The sequence below is a fragment of the Methylonatrum kenyense genome, assembly GCF_023195885.1.
Lineage (GTDB): Bacteria > Pseudomonadota > Gammaproteobacteria > Nitrococcales > Aquisalimonadaceae > Methylonatrum > Methylonatrum kenyense.
The window spans coordinates 323,915-340,314 of record NZ_JALPKO010000001.1 but is presented as its reverse complement, the minus strand read 5'-3'; the positions used below and the strand labels follow the sequence as shown (position 1 = coordinate 340,314).

The 16,400-nt window shown below is 65.2% G+C and carries 13 protein-coding genes; 8 read left to right on the top strand and 5 right to left on the bottom strand.

All coding sequences use genetic code 11. The annotated features are described in order from the left end of the window. Positions 1–18: 18 nt before the first annotated feature. From M0534_RS01570 to M0534_RS01560, 3 genes are all read right to left on the bottom strand, one after another. Positions 19–1,671: a putative bifunctional diguanylate cyclase/phosphodiesterase gene (locus tag M0534_RS01570; RefSeq protein WP_248566648.1), complete on the bottom strand. Its 1,653-nt coding sequence runs from the start codon at positions 1,669–1,671 to the stop codon at positions 19–21. Between the two features lie 242 nt (positions 1,672–1,913). After that, positions 1,914–2,090, bottom strand: coding sequence for a hypothetical protein (locus tag M0534_RS01565; protein WP_248566647.1), 177 nt, complete (start codon positions 2,088–2,090; stop codon positions 1,914–1,916). A gap of 212 nt (positions 2,091–2,302) precedes the next feature. Then, on the bottom strand, positions 2,303–3,703 hold the full coding sequence (locus M0534_RS01560) for an MBL fold metallo-hydrolase RNA specificity domain-containing protein (RefSeq protein ID WP_248566646.1): 1,401 nt from the start codon (positions 3,701–3,703) through the stop codon (positions 2,303–2,305). A gap of 217 nt (positions 3,704–3,920) precedes the next feature. Here M0534_RS01560 and M0534_RS01555 point away from each other — a divergent pair, with 217 nt between their 5' ends. Next, positions 3,921–4,712 (top strand): hypothetical protein, encoded by a 792-nt coding sequence (locus M0534_RS01555; protein WP_248566645.1) that lies wholly within the window; start codon positions 3,921–3,923, stop codon positions 4,710–4,712. A gap of 283 nt (positions 4,713–4,995) precedes the next feature. Here the strand turns inward: M0534_RS01555 and M0534_RS01550 are convergent, their stop codons facing one another. Together M0534_RS01550 and M0534_RS01545 are read right to left on the bottom strand one after the other, a co-directional pair. Continuing rightward, positions 4,996–5,769, bottom strand: coding sequence for an SOS response-associated peptidase (locus M0534_RS01550; RefSeq protein ID WP_248566644.1), 774 nt, complete (start codon positions 5,767–5,769; stop codon positions 4,996–4,998). Beyond that, positions 5,766–6,338, bottom strand: coding sequence for an OsmC family protein (locus M0534_RS01545; RefSeq protein WP_248566643.1), 573 nt, complete (start codon positions 6,336–6,338; stop codon positions 5,766–5,768). The genes M0534_RS01550 and M0534_RS01545 overlap by 4 nt, the downstream gene beginning before the upstream one ends. 144 nt (positions 6,339–6,482) lie before the next feature. Between M0534_RS01545 and M0534_RS01540 the strand changes: the two genes are divergently transcribed. From M0534_RS01540 to M0534_RS01510, 7 genes are all read left to right on the top strand, one after another. Then, the gene (locus tag M0534_RS01540; RefSeq protein ID WP_248566642.1) at positions 6,483–7,538 is read left to right on the top strand and encodes a GlxA family transcriptional regulator; all 1,056 of its coding nucleotides are present in this window, start codon (positions 6,483–6,485) and stop codon (positions 7,536–7,538) included. Between the two features lie 64 nt (positions 7,539–7,602). Next, the gene (locus M0534_RS01535) at positions 7,603–7,845 is read left to right on the top strand and encodes a DUF6868 family protein (protein WP_248566641.1); all 243 of its coding nucleotides are present in this window, start codon (positions 7,603–7,605) and stop codon (positions 7,843–7,845) included. A gap of 871 nt (positions 7,846–8,716) precedes the next feature. Next, positions 8,717–9,709, top strand: a complete 993-nt coding sequence (locus M0534_RS01530; RefSeq protein ID WP_248566640.1) for a helix-turn-helix transcriptional regulator — start codon at positions 8,717–8,719, stop codon at positions 9,707–9,709. 63 nt (positions 9,710–9,772) lie between these two features. Then, entirely contained in the window at positions 9,773–11,209 is a 1,437-nt protein-coding gene (locus M0534_RS01525) for a DUF3375 domain-containing protein (RefSeq protein WP_248566639.1), read from the top strand. 4 nt (positions 11,210–11,213) lie between these two features. Further along, the gene (locus M0534_RS01520; protein WP_248566638.1) at positions 11,214–11,807 is read left to right on the top strand and encodes a DUF4194 domain-containing protein; all 594 of its coding nucleotides are present in this window, start codon (positions 11,214–11,216) and stop codon (positions 11,805–11,807) included. Positions 11,808–11,809: 2 nt separating this feature from the next. Beyond that, entirely contained in the window at positions 11,810–15,187 is a 3,378-nt protein-coding gene (locus M0534_RS01515) for an ATP-binding protein (RefSeq protein WP_248566637.1), read from the top strand. Continuing rightward, positions 15,184–16,386 carry a DUF3322 domain-containing protein gene (locus M0534_RS01510; RefSeq protein WP_248566636.1) on the top strand — a complete coding sequence of 401 codons (1,203 nt, stop codon included), beginning with the start codon at positions 15,184–15,186 and terminating at the stop codon, positions 16,384–16,386. Before M0534_RS01515 ends, M0534_RS01510 begins: the two co-directional genes overlap by 4 nt. The last annotated feature ends 14 nt before the right edge of the window (positions 16,387–16,400 follow it).

The following is a 16,400-nucleotide window of genomic DNA, read 5'->3' as shown; positions in this document are numbered from 1 at the left end:
GGTTTGGACCGTAGTCGATCAAGGACGGCTCGCGGCTGCCCCGGGGTAGCTGATCCAGCGCCTGGTTTCCGGGTCAAGATGCTGCTCGAGGAACTCGTCCAGCGGCAGCGGTGGACTGTAGAGAAAGCCCTGGGCGGAATCGAAGCCCAGTTCGGCCAACAGTGCATGATCGGCCGTGGTCTCGACACCCTCTGCCAGGGTCTGCAGCCCCATGGCGTGGGCCATGTCATTGATCGCCCGCAGCAGGGCAATACCACGTTCGTCATCGCTGACGCCGGAGACGAAACTTCGATCCACTTTCAGCAGATCCACTGGGAATCGGTTTAGATAGTTGAGCGAGGAATGGCCGGTACCGAAGTCATCAATCGCTGCCTGCACACCCATGGCTCGCAACCTTGTCAACACCCGCTGGGCCATGGCGGGGTCGCGCATCAGCCCGGATTCGGTGATTTCGACGCTAAGTTGACTGCCAGGAATCCCGGCCTTCTGCATCGCCATGCGAAGGCGCTCAAGGCTCTCGGTCATCGCAAGATCGACTGCCGAGAAATTGATCGACAGATTCAGCTCGGGCAGCGCCGCGTCTGCCAACTCTCGTTGCATCCGGCAGGCGTTCTGTATGACTGCGGCGGTGATGTCGGGAATGAATCCGGCGGCCTCGGCGATGGGGATGAATTTCCCCGGCGGTAGCAGCCCGAGGTAAGGGTGTTGCCAACGCACCAGGGCCTCTGCACCAATCAGGCTGCCATCCCGCAGGCTGAACTGGGGCTGCAGGTGGAGCCGGAATTCATCCTTCCCAGCCGCCAGCCGCAGTTCGGATTCGAACTGCAGTGCATCGCGGCTTGATACCAGCGCGGCCTGTGCCTCACCACCGGATTGAAACCCCTTCTTCTTGACGTGGAGCAGCGCGGCTTCCGCGGCATCCAGCAGTTCGCCGGCGTCGGCATGATCGCCGGGCCCTACCACGACGCTGGTTGCGATCTGCACCGCCACCTCGACGCCGTGCACGCGAATCGGCCGCTCGAACCGGGTGCTCAGGCTCATTGCTGTGCCGTAGGCCCGTGCCGTGTCCGTTTGCGGCGGCATCACGATCAGGAATTTGTCGCTCTCCAGGCGGGCCAGCATGTCCTGTTTGCGCAAGCCTTCCTGCAGGCGCCGTGCGATCTCCAGCAGGGCCTGGTCGCCGCCGGAACGACCAAGCGAGGCGTTGACCCGATGCAACTGGCGGACATCGACCATCAGCACCGCAAACTGCTGTCCGTTGGTCTGGCTCTGCTGCATGGCCCAATCGAGATTGTCCATCGCAGCCCGCCGGTTGCCGGTTCCGGTAACAAGATCATGGGAGGAGTTGCGGATTGCGTCCTGCAATTCCGCATAGCGGGATTGGAGCACGTAGACAAGCGCACCCACGATCACCGCCATGACGGTGACGAAGCCCCAGCCCTTGAGCATGGAAAGGCGCCGCATCTCGTCGGCGCTGAGGTCGGTCGCGAACAGAATCCTGTCGGACAGCGTGATCCAGAGCAGGGACAGGATCAGGTAGGCGAGAGCGGTCAGCAGACCGTAGGCCAGCGGCCGGTTGCAGCGTGAATTCAACTCGCGCAGCCAGTGGCGGAATCCTCGGTACGGCAGGTCTGCTACTTGGGTCTGGCCACTCGCATTTCGCCGCGTCACTGGCAATGGGCTCCCTGGGATCGATTGCTGGCCGCCCAATTCTTCGTCGGGCTGGTCCGGCCATCCCTTGGCCGTTCCCTCCCGGCATGAGGCGCCGCACCTACAACTCTATCGCTTCGGAATGTGTAACAGTGTAGCAACCGTCGCGCCGGGGAATGTGGCCGGGGTCACGGCGGCGGCAACAAAAACGGGCCGCCGGACAGTGTCCGGCGGCCCGCAATGACTCCGGGACGACGTCGCTGTTACTTGTCAGCGCCGCCGCGTTCCCGCTCATCTTCATCGGCTTCGGTGGGGTGACCACCATCTTCATAGTCCTCACCGCCATGCTCGTCGGCGACGGCCATGCCGGCGGAGCCGATGGAAAATGCCAGACCCACGATCAGGGTCATGAGAATCAACCGAAGCTTAGCGAAGCTCATGGCTCCTCCACGCGTCGAAATGTGCCTGGATACTATGCAGGAGTAATGCCAGCCCAAGGTAGGCGTCGTTTAGGTTTCTGTTTTAACAGGAAATCAATGTGGTTCTCCGGCTCCTTGAAGCATTTTCGCCTGCGGCCCTGAGCCGTGTGTATATGCCTCATGTGCCAGATTGTTACAGAGGCCGTGGGCACAAGGGCCGGGATCGATGGGCGTCACAGCATGATGCTTTCGCCAGGTTCCGGGATCCGGGCATCGATTTCTGACGCTGCCAGCTTTGCTTGCAGGGCAGCCTGTGCACCCGGTTCGCCGTGCACCAGGTAGACACGGGGGCGGTCGCGGAAGGCGCCGACCCAGGCCAGCAGCTGGGATTGTCCGGCATGTGCCGAGAAGCCGCCGATGGTGTGAATGCTGGCGCGCACGTCGATGGTGTCGCCGAGGATGCGCACTGACTCCGCGCCGTCGACCAGTTGCCGGCCAAGAGTCCCCTCGGCCTGAAAGCCGACGATCACCACCCGCGTGGCGCGTTTGCCGAGTTGTTCGTGCAGGTGATGCAGGATGCGTCCGCCGCTGCACATGCCGGCGCCGGCGATAATGATCGCTCCGCCTTTCACCCGGCTGATGGCCTGGGACTCCTCCACGGTCTTCGTGCGGCGCAGGCCGGGCAGGTAGCGCGCAGGATCACCGTCTGCAAGTTCGTGCAGGATTTTCAGATCATCCTCGTCCAGCAGGTCCCGCCACTCGGCATACAATTCCGTCACCCGGATGGCCATCGGGCTGTCCAGGAAAATCCGTTGCTGCGGGAGCTTGCCGGCATGATAGAGCCGGCTCAGGTGATACAGGATCTCCTGTGTCCGGCCTACCGCAAACGCCGGGATCAGCACATTGCCGCCGGCCTCCTGCGCGTCCTCCAGGACCTGCTGGAACTCTTTCAGGGTCTCGTCCGCCGGCCTGTGATCCCGGTCTCCGTAGGTGCTTTCCATCAATACCACGTCCGCATCGCGCAACGTTTCCGGCTCGCGCATCAACACGGAATCGGGATTGCCCAGGTCGCCGGAGAAGACCAGCCGGCAGTCGCGCCCGCCGGAAGGAATGGCCAGGTCCACCGAGGCCGAGCCCAGGATATGGCCGGCATCGCGAAAGACCAGCCGCACGCCGCCAGGAAGCTCCACCGGCTTGCCATAGCCGTGGCCCACGCACTGTTGCAGTGTCCGGACCACGTCGTCCATGTCGTAGACCGGCTCCACGCGGTCGGCCTTGTTACCACGGCGCCGGTTCTGCCAGGCGGTGTCCCGGTCCATGACCGTTGCCGCGTCGCTGAGCATGATTTCAAGCAGTGCCTGCGTGCCCCGCGTGCAATGAATGGGCCCGCGGTAACCATCACGGACCAGTTTCGGCAGCAAGCCGGCGTGGTCCAGATGGCCGTGGGACAGCACCACTGCCGACAGGCCCTTCGCCAGACCGGCCAGCGATTCACGATTGGCCTTGTCGGCCCCCGGACCACCCTGGTGCAGACCGCATTCCAGCAGGATCTCGCCCGCTTCGTCGTCAAGCCGGATGCGATACCGCGAGCCGGTGACTTCGCCCACCGCACCCAGAAACTCGAGAGTCGCCATGTCCAGTGCCCCCTGTCCTTTGTTGTTGTCGCTATCTCTCCTCGCAGCCTACCCGATTCTCGAGCGACTTAAGGAAACGCTGATTTATTCCCGCGTCTGCGTTGGAGTCCGCATTTTTTCCGAGGCAAGGCGCGCTGTGCCGTATTCAGGGGGTATTCAGTCGCCGCCTGTTATCACCTGAACCATGCCAGCCAGCGGTTCCAGGGGAGAGGGTGTCATGACGACAGGGGTTTGGTGGGGTAAGGCTGTGTTGCTGGGGCTGGCCGTAATGGCGCTGGCCGGCTGTAACAGCAGTGGAAGTAGCGGTTCCTCCGGCGGTGGCAGTCGCAGCGTTGCGGACATCGAGGGCTATTACAGCGGCGAAATCACGGCGGGTGGCAGCCGCTTCAGCGTCGAGGGCCTCGTCGCACCGGATGGGCGTTACTTTTTCTACCGCCTGGCCGACGACACCAGTTTCACCGGCGTTTTTCGCAATGACCGCGACACCGGCGGCGTCACCAGCCGGGTGTTCGTGGATGACGGCAGCGCACGCGGCGAAGGGCGTGTCGATCTTCTGGTGCGGCGGCAGAGCACCCGGCTCGATGGCGATTACCGCGTCAATCTGGACGACGGCCGCCGCCTGTCCGGCGGCTGGCTGGTGGACTACGAACCGGAGGTCTACCTCCGTCGCGCATCCCGTGGCCGGGCCAGTGGCCTGTACGACGACCTGGTAACCGGCGAGGCCGCGGTACTGAGCATCGACTCCGCCGGCGACATGTTCCTGCAAAGCCCCGAGACGGGCTGCACCGCATTCGGCCGCCTTCGCGTGCCGGACCGCCAGGTCAATCTCTATGACATCGAACTGGAGTATTTCGACTGCCGCGGCAGTCGCCGCGAGCGCAACGGCGGTGTCTACCAGGGAATCGCCTTCCTTGATGACACCCTGGGCCGGGAACAGCTCGTCACCGTGCTCGAGGGCCAGTCGCCATCCGTCGGACGGATTGCGTTCCCGCTGGTGTTCCAGCGTTAGGTAAACACTGATTTATTCGCACGCTCGCGTCGGCGTCCGCATTTCCCCCGAGGCAAGGCGCGCCGAACACGACCCGTAGGGTGTATTAAGCGCAGCGAATGCACGCGGTGTGATTCGTCACGATCGCGGCAACAGGCTCGCGGTCACCGCCACCACCAATGCCCACCTCTACCCTGGTCCGCACGAACACCGTCCTTGTCCGGAAACCTGCCTTGTCCTGCCACCAGATCACGCCGCGCGGGTCCGCTACGCTTGAAAGGTCGCGCGCGCGATCAGCCCTGCCTCATCCGATCGGTTCCAGCAACTCCTCGTAATCGTTTGCCGGCTTGTTCACGGCACTGCTGACCGGATAGGCGTACAGGGTCGCCGGGTCCAGGGGGCGGACCGCCTTCCGGATTGCCACGCGGTCGTTCAGGTCGGGGTCCAGCCAGGCGTCCCGGGAAGCGGGGTCGAGTACCAGCGGCATCCGGTCATGAATCGGCTTGAAGGCATCTGCCGCGGCATGGGTGATGATGGCGAACGAGGGCCCTGCCTCCTCGCCACCCGGGTCGAAAAGCCCGGCAAAGAACAGCAGGACGCCTTCCCGGTGGCCCAGGTAATACGGGATTTTGGTCGTTCCGTCGCGTTTCCACTCGAACCAGCCGTTCGCCGGTACCAGGCAGCGGTGCCTGGCGAAGGCGCTCCGAAAATAGGGGCTCTCGGCGACCTTTTCGGCCCGCGCATTGATCGGCCGCGGTGCATCGTCGTTCGCCCAGCCCGGCCTGAAACCCCAAAGGAAATGCTCGATGGCGCGCTTACCAGAGCGGCAGTTGACGTTCGGGGGGCGGGTGCCCGGAGGAATGTTGTAGCGCGGCGCGTCATCGGCAGTAGGGGGCTTCATCCCCATGGCTGCGGCGATGGCCTCTGTCGCCGAATGAAGCGCGTAGCGTCCGCACATATGATTCCGCCCGGCACGGTCTATGACGGTAATCAGCGTAACGAATAATGGGCCTGGAAGCTTGGCCGCCGGTACCCGATCCACGGGTACCAGCGGCCGTTTCTCCTTCGCACTGCTCATTCGCAGGACACGGTCAGCTCCACCGGAACCGATTTCGACACGATGTCGTACACCGGCGAGAAGCGGGCCAGCTCGCGCAGGGTGTCGGCCGGTGCGTCACTGGCGACACGCATGTCGACCCGGACCTTCCGGTAACCCGGCCGCACCGTATCCGACAGCCCCAGAAATCCCTGTAGGTCCAGCTCCCCCTCCAGGCGGGACTCCACGCCCCGAATCGCGATCCCGCGCGCGGCGGCGTGATAGACGATACTTGTGGTCAGGCAGGCGGCGAGGGCGTGCAGGACGTACTCGACCGGGTTGGCGCCATTGTCCTTGCCAAGCAGGACGGCCGGTTCGTCGGCGTCCAGCACGAATGGTCCGTCCCGACTGCCGTCTTCCTGCCGGCAGCCGTGGAAGGCCTGGACGGTGGAGCGGTTGTGGCCGCAGTCGATCCAGCGGTTGCTGGCCCGGAAGCGGAACTCGGCGAGCCCCGGATCCTGCCGGACGGCCTGGATGGTGTCGCTGAGCGCCATGACGTCGACGCCGTTGACATGGTTGGTGGTTGCGACTGCTTCAGTCTGGGTGTTCATGGTCGTGATCCTCGGCTGGTTTCCAGGGTCATCCGCGCGGTTTCGTCTGGATGACAGGGATCACGTTAGGCCCGTGCGCCGGGGCGGGTAAGCGGCGCAGGGGCCGCAAACGGGGCCTTCGTGCCACGAAATGAGGGCGATGCCATGCCCCAGCAGTCGGGTCGCGCCCTGCGGGTCCTGCTGGTAGCCGTTCCCGAGACTGCCGGCTCGGCCCTGTACGGGTTGCTTGATGTGTTGTCGGCTGCCGGCGGCCTCTGGCAGACATTGCTGCGCGAGCAACCACGGCCCGCGGTGCTTCGGCCCGGCATCGTCGCAACGTCGCTGGAGCCTTTTGCCTGCGGCAACGACATTCCGGTGCGGCCCAGCGCCAGCGTGCGTGATGACCCGGTCGCCGATCTCATCATCGTCCCGGAGGTCTGGCTCGAACCCGACGCATCCCTGACCGGACGCCACCCGGAAATCGTTGACTGGCTGCGCCGTAGCCACCGTCGCGGCGCCCACCTGTACTCGGCCTGTTCCGGCGCCATTCTGCTGGCGGAAACGGGTCTGCTCGATGGCTGTGACGCCACCTCGCACTGGGGCTATGCGGACCTGTTTCGCCAGCAGTATCCGCGCATCCGTTTTCGCCCCGAGCCCAGCCTGGCATTCGCCGATCCGGCGGGACGGGTTGTCACCGCCGGTGGCACCACGTCCTGGCATGACCTGGCCTTGCACATCATCGCCCGACACATCAGCCCGGCCGAGGCCCTGCGCATTGCCAAGGTCTATCTCCTGAAATGGCATGACGAGGGCCAACTGCCATACACCCCGCTAGTGCGGCACAGCCCTCATGGTGATGCCGTGATTCGCCGCGTCGAGGATTTCCTGCAAGCCCACCATGCGGAGCCGGAGGTGTTGGCCACCGCGGTCCGCGACGCGGGTATTCCCGTGCGAACCCTCAAGCGCCGCTTCCGGGCCGCCACCGGAAGCAGCCTCACCGGCCGCCTGCAGGACCTGCGTGTCGAGCGTGCCAAGGAGTTGCTGGAGCAATCGTCGATGGCGGTCGATGCCATCAGTGCCGCCGTCGGCTACGAGGATGCCTCGTTCTTCCGTCAGTTGTTCCGGCGCCGCACCGGCGTCGCTCCGCGTGACTACCGGCGCATGTTTCGCCCGCCCGCTGCCGACACCCCGCGCAGTGATAGCGGCCCCGCTGCCGCCTGAGCGGTAGCGTCTCGGCTTCGCTACGCTGGATAACACTTCCGGAACGCGCAAGAGGAGGAAAACCATGACCGCCGAAGTCCTGCGCGATCTGTTGCTTTGGAGTGCACTGGTCAATTACGGCGTGCTGCTTTGGTGGTTTCTGATCTTTGCCCTGGCCCATGACTGGATGTTCAGATTCCACGGTCGATGGTTCGCACTGAGCCGCTCACAATTCGACGCCATCCATTACGGCAGCATGGCGGGCTACAAGCTAGGCATCTTTCTGTTGAACCTGGTGCCGGGGCTGGTGCTTTTTGTGATGCGCTGAATCCGCGGTGGGCGTCGGTATCGACGGGGCTCTGAGTCCTGCGTTGAGACCTAACGGATTGTGCAGCGTCCGGGGAGGCGGTCAACGAGACGTGCAACGTCCCGAGCGGCAGCGGCCGTTCGGGCACTCCGCGTCCGCATAGCACCTACCGCCCGCCGTCGTGCATTGGCCGCTGCGGCAGACGCCGCCGCCGCATTCGCTGTTGGCGTAGCATGGACCGCCAGCGGTTGTGCATTGCCCGGACCGGCAGCGTCCGCCGGCGCATTCGCTGTCCGAATAGCAGCGGGCGCCGGCCGTGGTGCAGCTACCGGAACGGCAGATGCCGCCCGGGCATTCGCTATTGCTGTAGCAACGGCCACCGGCACTGGTGCAGACACCGCTGCGACAGGTGCCACCCGCACATTCTGCGTTGGAATAACAGCGCCCGCCCGCCGTCGTGCATTGCCCCGACCGGCACACGCCACCGCCGCATTCCACGTTGCTGTAGCACCGTCCGCCCGTGACCAGCAGGGTTTCCGACGAGTGTTCCACCGCCGGGGACGTGCCAGGCGAGTTGGCCACATGTTCTGGCGATCCGCCAAAAGCTGACCCGTTCCACAGCAATAGGGTCAGCACCAGCAAGGCGTATGGAACGTCCCGGAACGAGTCCCGAGCAGAAATTCCGGATCGTCTTGATGACGATGATGGTTCGGACATGGCGTTACCTCCCTGCTACCAGTATCCCCGGTGTCGCGACGGGGTCTGTCGCAGCCACACCTGATGGTGTCAGGCAGTCGCTTAGCCCTGGCTGAGCGTCCTTGGACTGGTTTTCGCCGTTACGAGCCGGCAGGCTGCGGGGAGGCACGACAGGCAACAGGCAGGACACCTGATTATGGCTGACACCATGCTGCGTCACTGGACGATGCTGCAGTTGATCCCCCGGGCGCCGCGCAAGATCAGCGTCCAGGACCTCGCGAGCCGGTTGAACGCCCAGGGCTACGAGGTCACCGAGCGCACCATCCAGCGGGATTTGCAGAAACTTTCCGGTTCGCTCTTTCCGCTGCGCTCGGACGAGCGCAATCGACCATATGGCTGGTGCTGGTCCGAGGACGCCTCGGTCATGGACATTCCCGGCATGGATCCGCAGACGGCGCTCAGCTTCTCGCTGGCCAGGCGGTTTCTGACGCCGTTGATGGCGCCGAGTACGCTGGAGGCCTTGCAACCGCATTTCGATCAGGCAGCCCGTGTGTTGAGCGAGGCCCCGGCCGTGGTGGCCGGCTGGCCGGAGAAGGTTCATGTCCAGCATCGCGGTCAACGCCTGCTTGCGCCGGAGGTCCCCCAGGAGGTGCTGGCCGTTGTCTACGAGGCCTTATTGCGCGAACGGCAGTTCCGCGTCGATTATCAGCGCCGCAGTGACCACGGTTGGCACCGCCGGCTGGTCAGTCCGCGGGCCGTCGTGCTTCGCGAAGGGGTGATCTACCTCTTGGCGACGCTGGAGGACTATGACGATGTGCTGCATCTGGTGCTGCACCGCATGCGCAATCCCGAGTTACTGGACACTCCGCTGACCCCATTGCCCGGATTTTCGGCCGGGGACTACCTCGAGCAGCAGCCGCTGGATTTTCCCGAGGGCCCCATCCAGCTCCGCATCCGCATGGCCGCCGAGCCGGCCAAACACCTGGCCGAATCGCCGCTGAGCGAGGATCAGCGCATCGAACCGGATGGCGATGGCTGGGTGCAGATCTCGGCCCGCCTGCTGCACACCAATCAGCTCGGCTGGTGGCTGCTCGGTTTCGGTGAGCAGGTTGAGGTGCTGGAGCCCGCCGCACTCCGGCAGTGGGTGGCGGACACCCTGACGCAGGCGGCGGCTCGCTATAACGGCTGACTATATTTATTGGTGGTTTGTGGCAGCACATTCAACGACTGCAGGGTAAATCGGGCAGGTTTTATGGAGTTTAAGAGCCTCCAAAGTTTACGTCGGTTGCATCCGGGTTGGCGGCTATTACAAGCTGACAATGCCCCGATGATTATTGCGTTTTTCCACCGTTGCTTTGTCAAACCGAACGCACGTGCCCTCCCCGCGTCAGAACTCGAAAACGCGCTGGAAGATTACCTCTACACCTTGCGGATTCAGGTAGATGCGGCTGTTTTCCCGCGCGCTGCCTGCGAATACCTAGCGGACTGGGCCGCTAACGAGCGCGGTTGGTTGCGTAAGTATTATCCGCAGCACAGCGACGAGCCCCACTTCGATCTCACCCCCGCCACCGAGCAGGCCATCCGTTGGTTGACCGGGCTTGAGCAGCCCCACTTCATTGGCGCCGAATCGCGCCTCACGCTGGTGTTCGATTTGCTGCAACAGATCGTGGACGGCGCCGAGACCGACCCGGAAGCCCGTCTGCGCGACCTGGAAACCCGGCGCGAAGCCATCGAGCGCGAGATCGAGGATGTGCGCGCCGGCCATCTGAACCTGATGGACCCCACCCGTCTGCGCGAGCGTTTTCTGCAGATGGCCGACACGGCGCGCGGGCTGTTGGGCGACTTCCGCCAGGTGGAGGCGAATTTCCGCAGGCTGGACCGCCAGGTGCGCGAGCAGGTGGCCACCTGGGAGGGCGGCAAGGGCGATGTGCTCGACCAGGTGTTCGGCGAGCATGACCGCATTGCCGACTCCGACCAGGGCCGCAGCTTCCGCGCCTTCTGGGATTTGCTCATGTCTCCCTCCCGGCAGGAGGAGCTGAGCGAGTTGCTGGCGCGCACCCTGGCCCTGGCCCCGGTGGCCGAACTCGACCCCGACCCGGCCCTGGGCCGTATCCACTACGATTGGCTGGCCGCCGGTGAACACACACAGCGGGTGGTGGCGCGGCTCTCGGAGCAGTTGCGCCGCTATATCGACGACCAGGCCTGGCTTGAGAACCGCCGCATCATGGGCCTGATCCGCGACCTGGAGCAGCATGCGCTGGCGCTTCGGGAATCACCACCCCGGGATCTGGCCATGCGTCTTGATGAGCCCGCGCCCCGGGTGGAACTGCCCATGGAGCGGCCGCTCTACAGCCCGCCGATGACGCCGCACATCGCCCAGCAGGTGCTGGAGGAGGGCGAGGCCGACGGCGACGCCGGTGCGCTGTTCGAGCAGGCCTTTGTGGATCGCGCCCTGCTGCAGGCGCGCATCCGCCAGGCCTTGCAGACCCGCGAGCAGGTGAGTCTGAGCGGGTTGCTTGAACAGCATCCGCTGGAGCAGGGGCTGGCCGAGCTGGTGGCCTATCTCGCCCTGGCGGCGGACGACCATCGCAGCGTCATCGATGAAAGCGACCAGCAGACCGTATACTGGCACGATCGCCAGGGCGTTCCCCGCAGCGCCACGCTACCCCGGGTCATATTCAGTCGTTGAGCCCATGAGTGAAGAGGAAGGCGCGTTCTCCGCCATGCTGATCACCCTGTTCAAGGGTGTGCTGTACAAGGACCAGAACCCCCGCTACTGGCAGGTGCTACACGACCACCAGGCCCGGGTGCGGGATCACGTGGCCGTGTTGGGGCTGGAGCTGCTGCTGGACGAGGCCGAGGGCCATGCCTGCCTGCGTCAGCGCGCGCCCGCGGAGGGCGAGCCGGAGCTGCCCCGGCTGGTGCCGCGCCGGCAGCTCAGCTACCCCGTCAGCCTGCTGCTGGCCCTGCTGCGCAAGAAGCTGGTGGAGCACGATGCCGGCGGCGGTGATCCGCGGCTGATCCTGTCGCGGGAGCAGATCGTGGAGCTGATCCGTGTCTTTCTGCCCGCCGGCGCCAACGAGGCCAAGCTGGTGGATCGGGTGCACGCCGACATCAACAAGGTGGTCGAGCTCGGCTTCCTGCGCCGCCTGCGCGGGCAGGACAACCACTACGAGGTCCGCCGTATCATCAAGGGCTATGTCGATGCCCAGTGGCTGGCTGAGTTCGACCAGCGCCTGGCGGACTACCGCGAGCACGCTGACAGCGCCACCGGGGCGGAGGGCTGAGCATGGACCTGCAAGGGCTGGAATTCGCCGCCTCCGACGAGCGCACCGGCTTTCGCCTGGATCGCCTCGAGGTGTACAACTGGGGCACGTTTCACAACCGTGTCTGGTCGCTGCGGCCCGGGGGCGACAACTGCCTGCTCACCGGCGACATCGGCTCGGGCAAGTCCACCTTGGTGGATGCCGTTACCACGCTGCTGGTGCCGGCCCAGCGCATCACCTACAACAAGGCCGCCGGTGCCGAGGCCAGGGAGCGCAGCCTGCGCTCCTACGTGCTGGGCTATTACAAGTCCGAGCGCAGCGATACGGGGCTTGCCAGCAAGCCCGTGGGGCTGCGCGACCACAGCAGCTATTCCGTCATACTCGGGCACTTCCACAACGAAGGCTTCGCCCAGGATGTCACCCTGGCGCAGGTGTTCTGGGTGAAGGATGCCCAGGGGCAGCCGGCGCGGTTTTTCCTGGTGGCGGACCGCGAATTGAACATCGCCGAGCACTTCGCCAACTTCGGCAGCGATCTCGCCACCCTGCGCAAACGCCTGCGTGAGCTGCCCCACGTGGAATTGCATGACACCTTTCCCCCCTACGGTGGCGCTTTCCGACGCCGCTTCGGTATCGACAACGACCAGGCGCTGGAGCTGTTCAACCAGACGGTGTCGATGAAGTCGGTAGGCAATCTCACCGAGTTCGTGCGCGGTCACATGCTGGAGGCCTTCCCGGTGGAGGAGCGCATCGACGGGCTGATCCGCCACTTCGATGACCTCAACCGGGCCCACGAGGCCGTGCTGAAGGCGAAGGCGCAGGTGGAACAGCTTGCGCCCCTGGTGCGCGACGCCGACGAGCACGACCAGCGGGCCAGCCGCGCCGACGAGCTACGCCACTGCCGCGAGGCCCTGCGGCCCTGGTTTGCCCTGTTAAAGAGCGAACTGCTGGCGCGGCGGCTGGACAATCTGCGTGATGAACATGAACGCCTGCAGCAGCGCATCCAGGGCCTGAGCGCCCGGCTCACCGAGCAACGCGCCCAACGCGACGAATTGAAGCAGGCCATTGCCGACAACGGCGGCGACCGGCTCGAACGCATCAAGGCCGAGCGCGAGCGCAAGGAGCGGGAAAAGGCCGAGCGACGGGCCCAGGCCGAGCGCTACCGGGCGCTGGCTCATGGTCTGGACCTGCCCGACGCAACCAGCGTTGACGCATTCCAGGCCAATCGCGAGGCCCTCGGCCGGGCCCGCGAGGCCACTGAGGCGGCGCGTGGCGAGCTGCAGAGTCTCATTACCGAAGCCAGCGTGGATCTGCACCAGCAGAAGGGCCGTCATCAAGAACTGGAGACCGAGCTGGAGTCCCTTCGCGGCCGCCGGTCGAACATTCCCGCGGCCATGCTCGCCATCCGCGAGGCGCTCTGCCAGGCGCTGGATGTCCCCGCCGAGGCGGTGCCTTTCGTCGGTGAGCTGCTGCAGGTGCGGGATGATGAGCGCGACTGGGAAGGCGCCATCGAGCGGGTGCTGCACAACGTCGGCCTGTCGCTGCTGGTGCCCGACGACCACTACGCCCGGGTGGCCGAGTGGGTCGACCGCACCCACCTGCGCGGCCGCCTAGTGTACTACCGGGTGCGCGAAGCCCGCGACGCCCCGCCGCCGCAACTGCAGCCGCAATCGCTGGTGCGCAAGCTGGCGGTGCGTCCGGAGTCAGCCTTCTACGGCTGGCTGGAGCAGGAGCTCGCTCGCCGCTTCGACTATGCCTGCTGCACCGATTTGCAGCAGTTCCGCCGGGAGAAGCGCGCCATTACCCGCGCCGGGCAGATCAAGGCCGGCGGCGGTCGCCACGAGAAGGACGACCGCCACCGCATCGACGACCGTGCGCGCTATGTGCTCGGCTGGAGTAACGAGGCCAAGATCGCTGCCCTTGAAGCGTATGCCGAGGGCATCGCCCGGCGCATGCACGACATCGCCGGGCGCATCAGCCAGTGGCAGCAGGAACAGCGCGATCAGGACACCCGCCGCGACAGCATCCAGGAGCTGTCCCTGTTCCGGGATTTTCAGGCCCTGGACTGGCGGCTGCTGGCGGCGGACATCGAGGCCCTGAACCGGGAATACCGGGAACTGGCCGAGGGGTCCGACGTGCTGCGGGCGCTGGAGGGGCAACTGCGCGAACTGGAAGACGCGATTGCCGCCACGGAGACCGAGGAGCGTGACGCCTACGGCCAGCGCAGCACCGTCGAGCTGAAGCGGGAGCAGGCCGAGGCGCAGCAGCAGGACTGCCGCACCCTGCTGGCGGCAACACCCGAGACGGCGCAACAGCGCTACTTCCCCCGCCTCGCCGTGATGCGCGACAAGGCCCTGGGCGAGCACACCCTCACGGTGGAGTCCTGCGACAACCGGGAAAAGGACATGCGGGACTGGCTGCAGCGCGCTATCGACGCCGTCGACCGCCGCCTGAAGGACCTGCGCGACCGCATCATCGACGCCATGCGCCGCTACCAGGATGCCTGGCCGCTGGACAGCCAGGAGGTGGATGTCAGCATCGAGTCGGCCGGCGACTACCGTACCATGCTGGATCAGCTCCAGGCCGATGATCTGCCCCGCTTCGAGGCCCGCTTCAAGGAACTGCTGAACGAAAACACCATCCGCGAGGTGGCGGCGTTCCAGAGCCGCCTGCATCGCGAGCGCCAGGCCATTGTCGAGCGCATCGGCACCATCAACCGCTCCCTGCGCGAGATCGACTACAACGACAACCGCTACATCACCCTGCTGGCGGAAACCGCGACCGACCCGGAAATCCGCGATTTCCAGCAGAGCCTGCGCGCCTGCACGGAAGGCGCGGTCACCGGCTCTGACGGCGATCAGTACTCCGAGGCCAAGTTCCTGCAGGTAAAGGCCATCATCGAGCGCTTTCGCGGCCGTGACGGCACCACGGAGCTGGACCGGCGCTGGACCCGCAAGGTGACCGACGTGCGCAACTGGTTCGTGTTTTCGGCCTCCGAGCGCTGGCGCGAGGACGACAGCGAGTATGAGCACTACACCGACTCCGGCGGCAAGTCCGGCGGGCAGAAGGAAAAGCTCGCCTATACCGTGCTGGCGGCGAGCCTCGCCTACCAGTTCGGGCTGGAATGGGGCGAGACCCGCTCGCGGTCGTTCCGCTTCGTGGTGATCGACGAGGCCTTCGGCCGTGGCTCGGACGAATCCGCCCGCTACGGGCTTGAACTGTTCCGTCGGCTCAACCTGCAACTGCTGGTCGTCACGCCGCTGCAGAAGATCCACATCATCGAGCCGTTTGTGGCCAGCGTCGGCTTTGTACACAACGTGGAAGGGCGGGAGTCGATGCTGCGCAACCTCACCATCGAGGAATACCAGGCCGAGAAGGCTGCCCGGCAACGGATCGCCCCATGAGCTGGACCACCCACGATGAATTGCGCGGGCAGTTGCTGAGCCTGTGGGAGCGGGGCGACTGGCTGGCCGCGACGGTGCGGGGGGAGGCGTTGTTTCCCCACCGGCTACGGTTGCGACGGCCCGGCTCGCGCGACCTTGCCGGCGACTTCGCCGCCGTGCGGGCCTGGGTGCAACAACTGCAGGCGGGAAGCCGGGAGGCCCGGGGTTACGGCTACGAGATCACCTGGCGACGGGTGAACCACCGGGTGCACGGGGCCAACGACCTGCCGGACGGTGCCATGGTGCCCAGCGAGGCAGATGGCCTGCGCCTGATTGGCAAGACGCAGGAGGCGGAGCGCTTCCAGGCCCTGGCCAACGAGACCTTGCGCCGCTTCCCGCAACTGACCGATTGGCTGGCGCGACGGCCCCTGCAGGTGCTGGCCGAGGCCGAAGCCTGGCTTCGGGTGCTGGCGGTACTGGACTGGTTCCGCGCCCATCCCCGGCCCGGCATTTACCTTCGGCAATTGGACATCCAAGGGGTCGATACCAAGTTTATTGAAGCCAGGCGAAAGTTGTTCGTGGAATTGCTGGACGCCGTGCTCCCAGAGGCCGCCATCGACCCAGCGGCTACCGGCGCCCGTGGCTTCGAGCGGCGCTACGGTCTGCGGGAAAAACCGGCGCTGGTGCGTTTCCGGCTATTGGACCCGGCGCTTTACGTTCAGGGAATGAGCGATCTGTCCGTCCCCATCAATCAGTTCGCGGCGCTGCGGCTGCCGGTACGCCGGGTCTTCATCACCGAGAATGAGATCAATGGCCTAGTCTTCCCAGCGCACCCGGACAGTCTGGTTATCTTCGGCCTGGGGTACGGGCTGAAGCGGCTGGCGCGGGTGGACTGGCTTCAGGACGTGGAAGTTTATTACTCGGGGGATATCGATACCTACGGCTTCGACATGCTCCACCGGCTGCGAACCCAAATACCGCAGGCTCGCTCGCTGCTGATGGACCGAATGACCCTCAATACACATCGCGCGTTATGGGGATGCGAGGACAAGGAAAAACGCGTTACCGGGGAACTCAGCCAGCTCACCGCGGAGGAGCAGTCACTGTACGTGGACCTGAGAGACAACGTCTTAGGTGAGCGGCTTCGACTGGAGCAGGAGCGCATTGGTTTTCGTTATTTGCGGTCGAGGCTACAGGCGTTGGAGACCGAGCGGGCTTAGGGATTTTTCCGGAA

What these genes read in the sequence shown, in the direction of transcription:
- M0534_RS01565 (WP_248566647.1), bottom strand. Translation starts at nt 2,090, where the DNA reads ATGAGCTTCGCTAAGCTTCGGTTGATTCTCATGACCCTGATCGTGGGT.
- M0534_RS01560 (WP_248566646.1), bottom strand. Translation starts at nt 3,703, where the DNA reads ATGGCGACTCTCGAGTTTCTGGGTGCGGTGGGCGAAGTCACCGGCTCG.
- M0534_RS01555 (WP_248566645.1), top strand. Translation starts at nt 3,921, where the DNA reads ATGACGACAGGGGTTTGGTGGGGTAAGGCTGTGTTGCTGGGGCTGGCC.
- M0534_RS01550 (WP_248566644.1), bottom strand. Translation starts at nt 5,769, where the DNA reads ATGAGCAGTGCGAAGGAGAAACGGCCGCTGGTACCCGTGGATCGGGTA.
- M0534_RS01545 (WP_248566643.1), bottom strand. Translation starts at nt 6,338, where the DNA reads ATGAACACCCAGACTGAAGCAGTCGCAACCACCAACCATGTCAACGGC.
- M0534_RS01540 (WP_248566642.1), top strand. Translation starts at nt 6,483, where the DNA reads ATGCCCCAGCAGTCGGGTCGCGCCCTGCGGGTCCTGCTGGTAGCCGTT.
- M0534_RS01535 (WP_248566641.1), top strand. Translation starts at nt 7,603, where the DNA reads ATGACCGCCGAAGTCCTGCGCGATCTGTTGCTTTGGAGTGCACTGGTC.
- M0534_RS01530 (WP_248566640.1), top strand. Translation starts at nt 8,717, where the DNA reads ATGGCTGACACCATGCTGCGTCACTGGACGATGCTGCAGTTGATCCCC.
- M0534_RS01525 (WP_248566639.1), top strand. Translation starts at nt 9,773, where the DNA reads ATGGAGTTTAAGAGCCTCCAAAGTTTACGTCGGTTGCATCCGGGTTGG.
- M0534_RS01520 (WP_248566638.1), top strand. Translation starts at nt 11,214, where the DNA reads ATGAGTGAAGAGGAAGGCGCGTTCTCCGCCATGCTGATCACCCTGTTC.
- M0534_RS01515 (WP_248566637.1), top strand. Translation starts at nt 11,810, where the DNA reads ATGGACCTGCAAGGGCTGGAATTCGCCGCCTCCGACGAGCGCACCGGC.
- M0534_RS01510 (WP_248566636.1), top strand. Translation starts at nt 15,184, where the DNA reads ATGAGCTGGACCACCCACGATGAATTGCGCGGGCAGTTGCTGAGCCTG.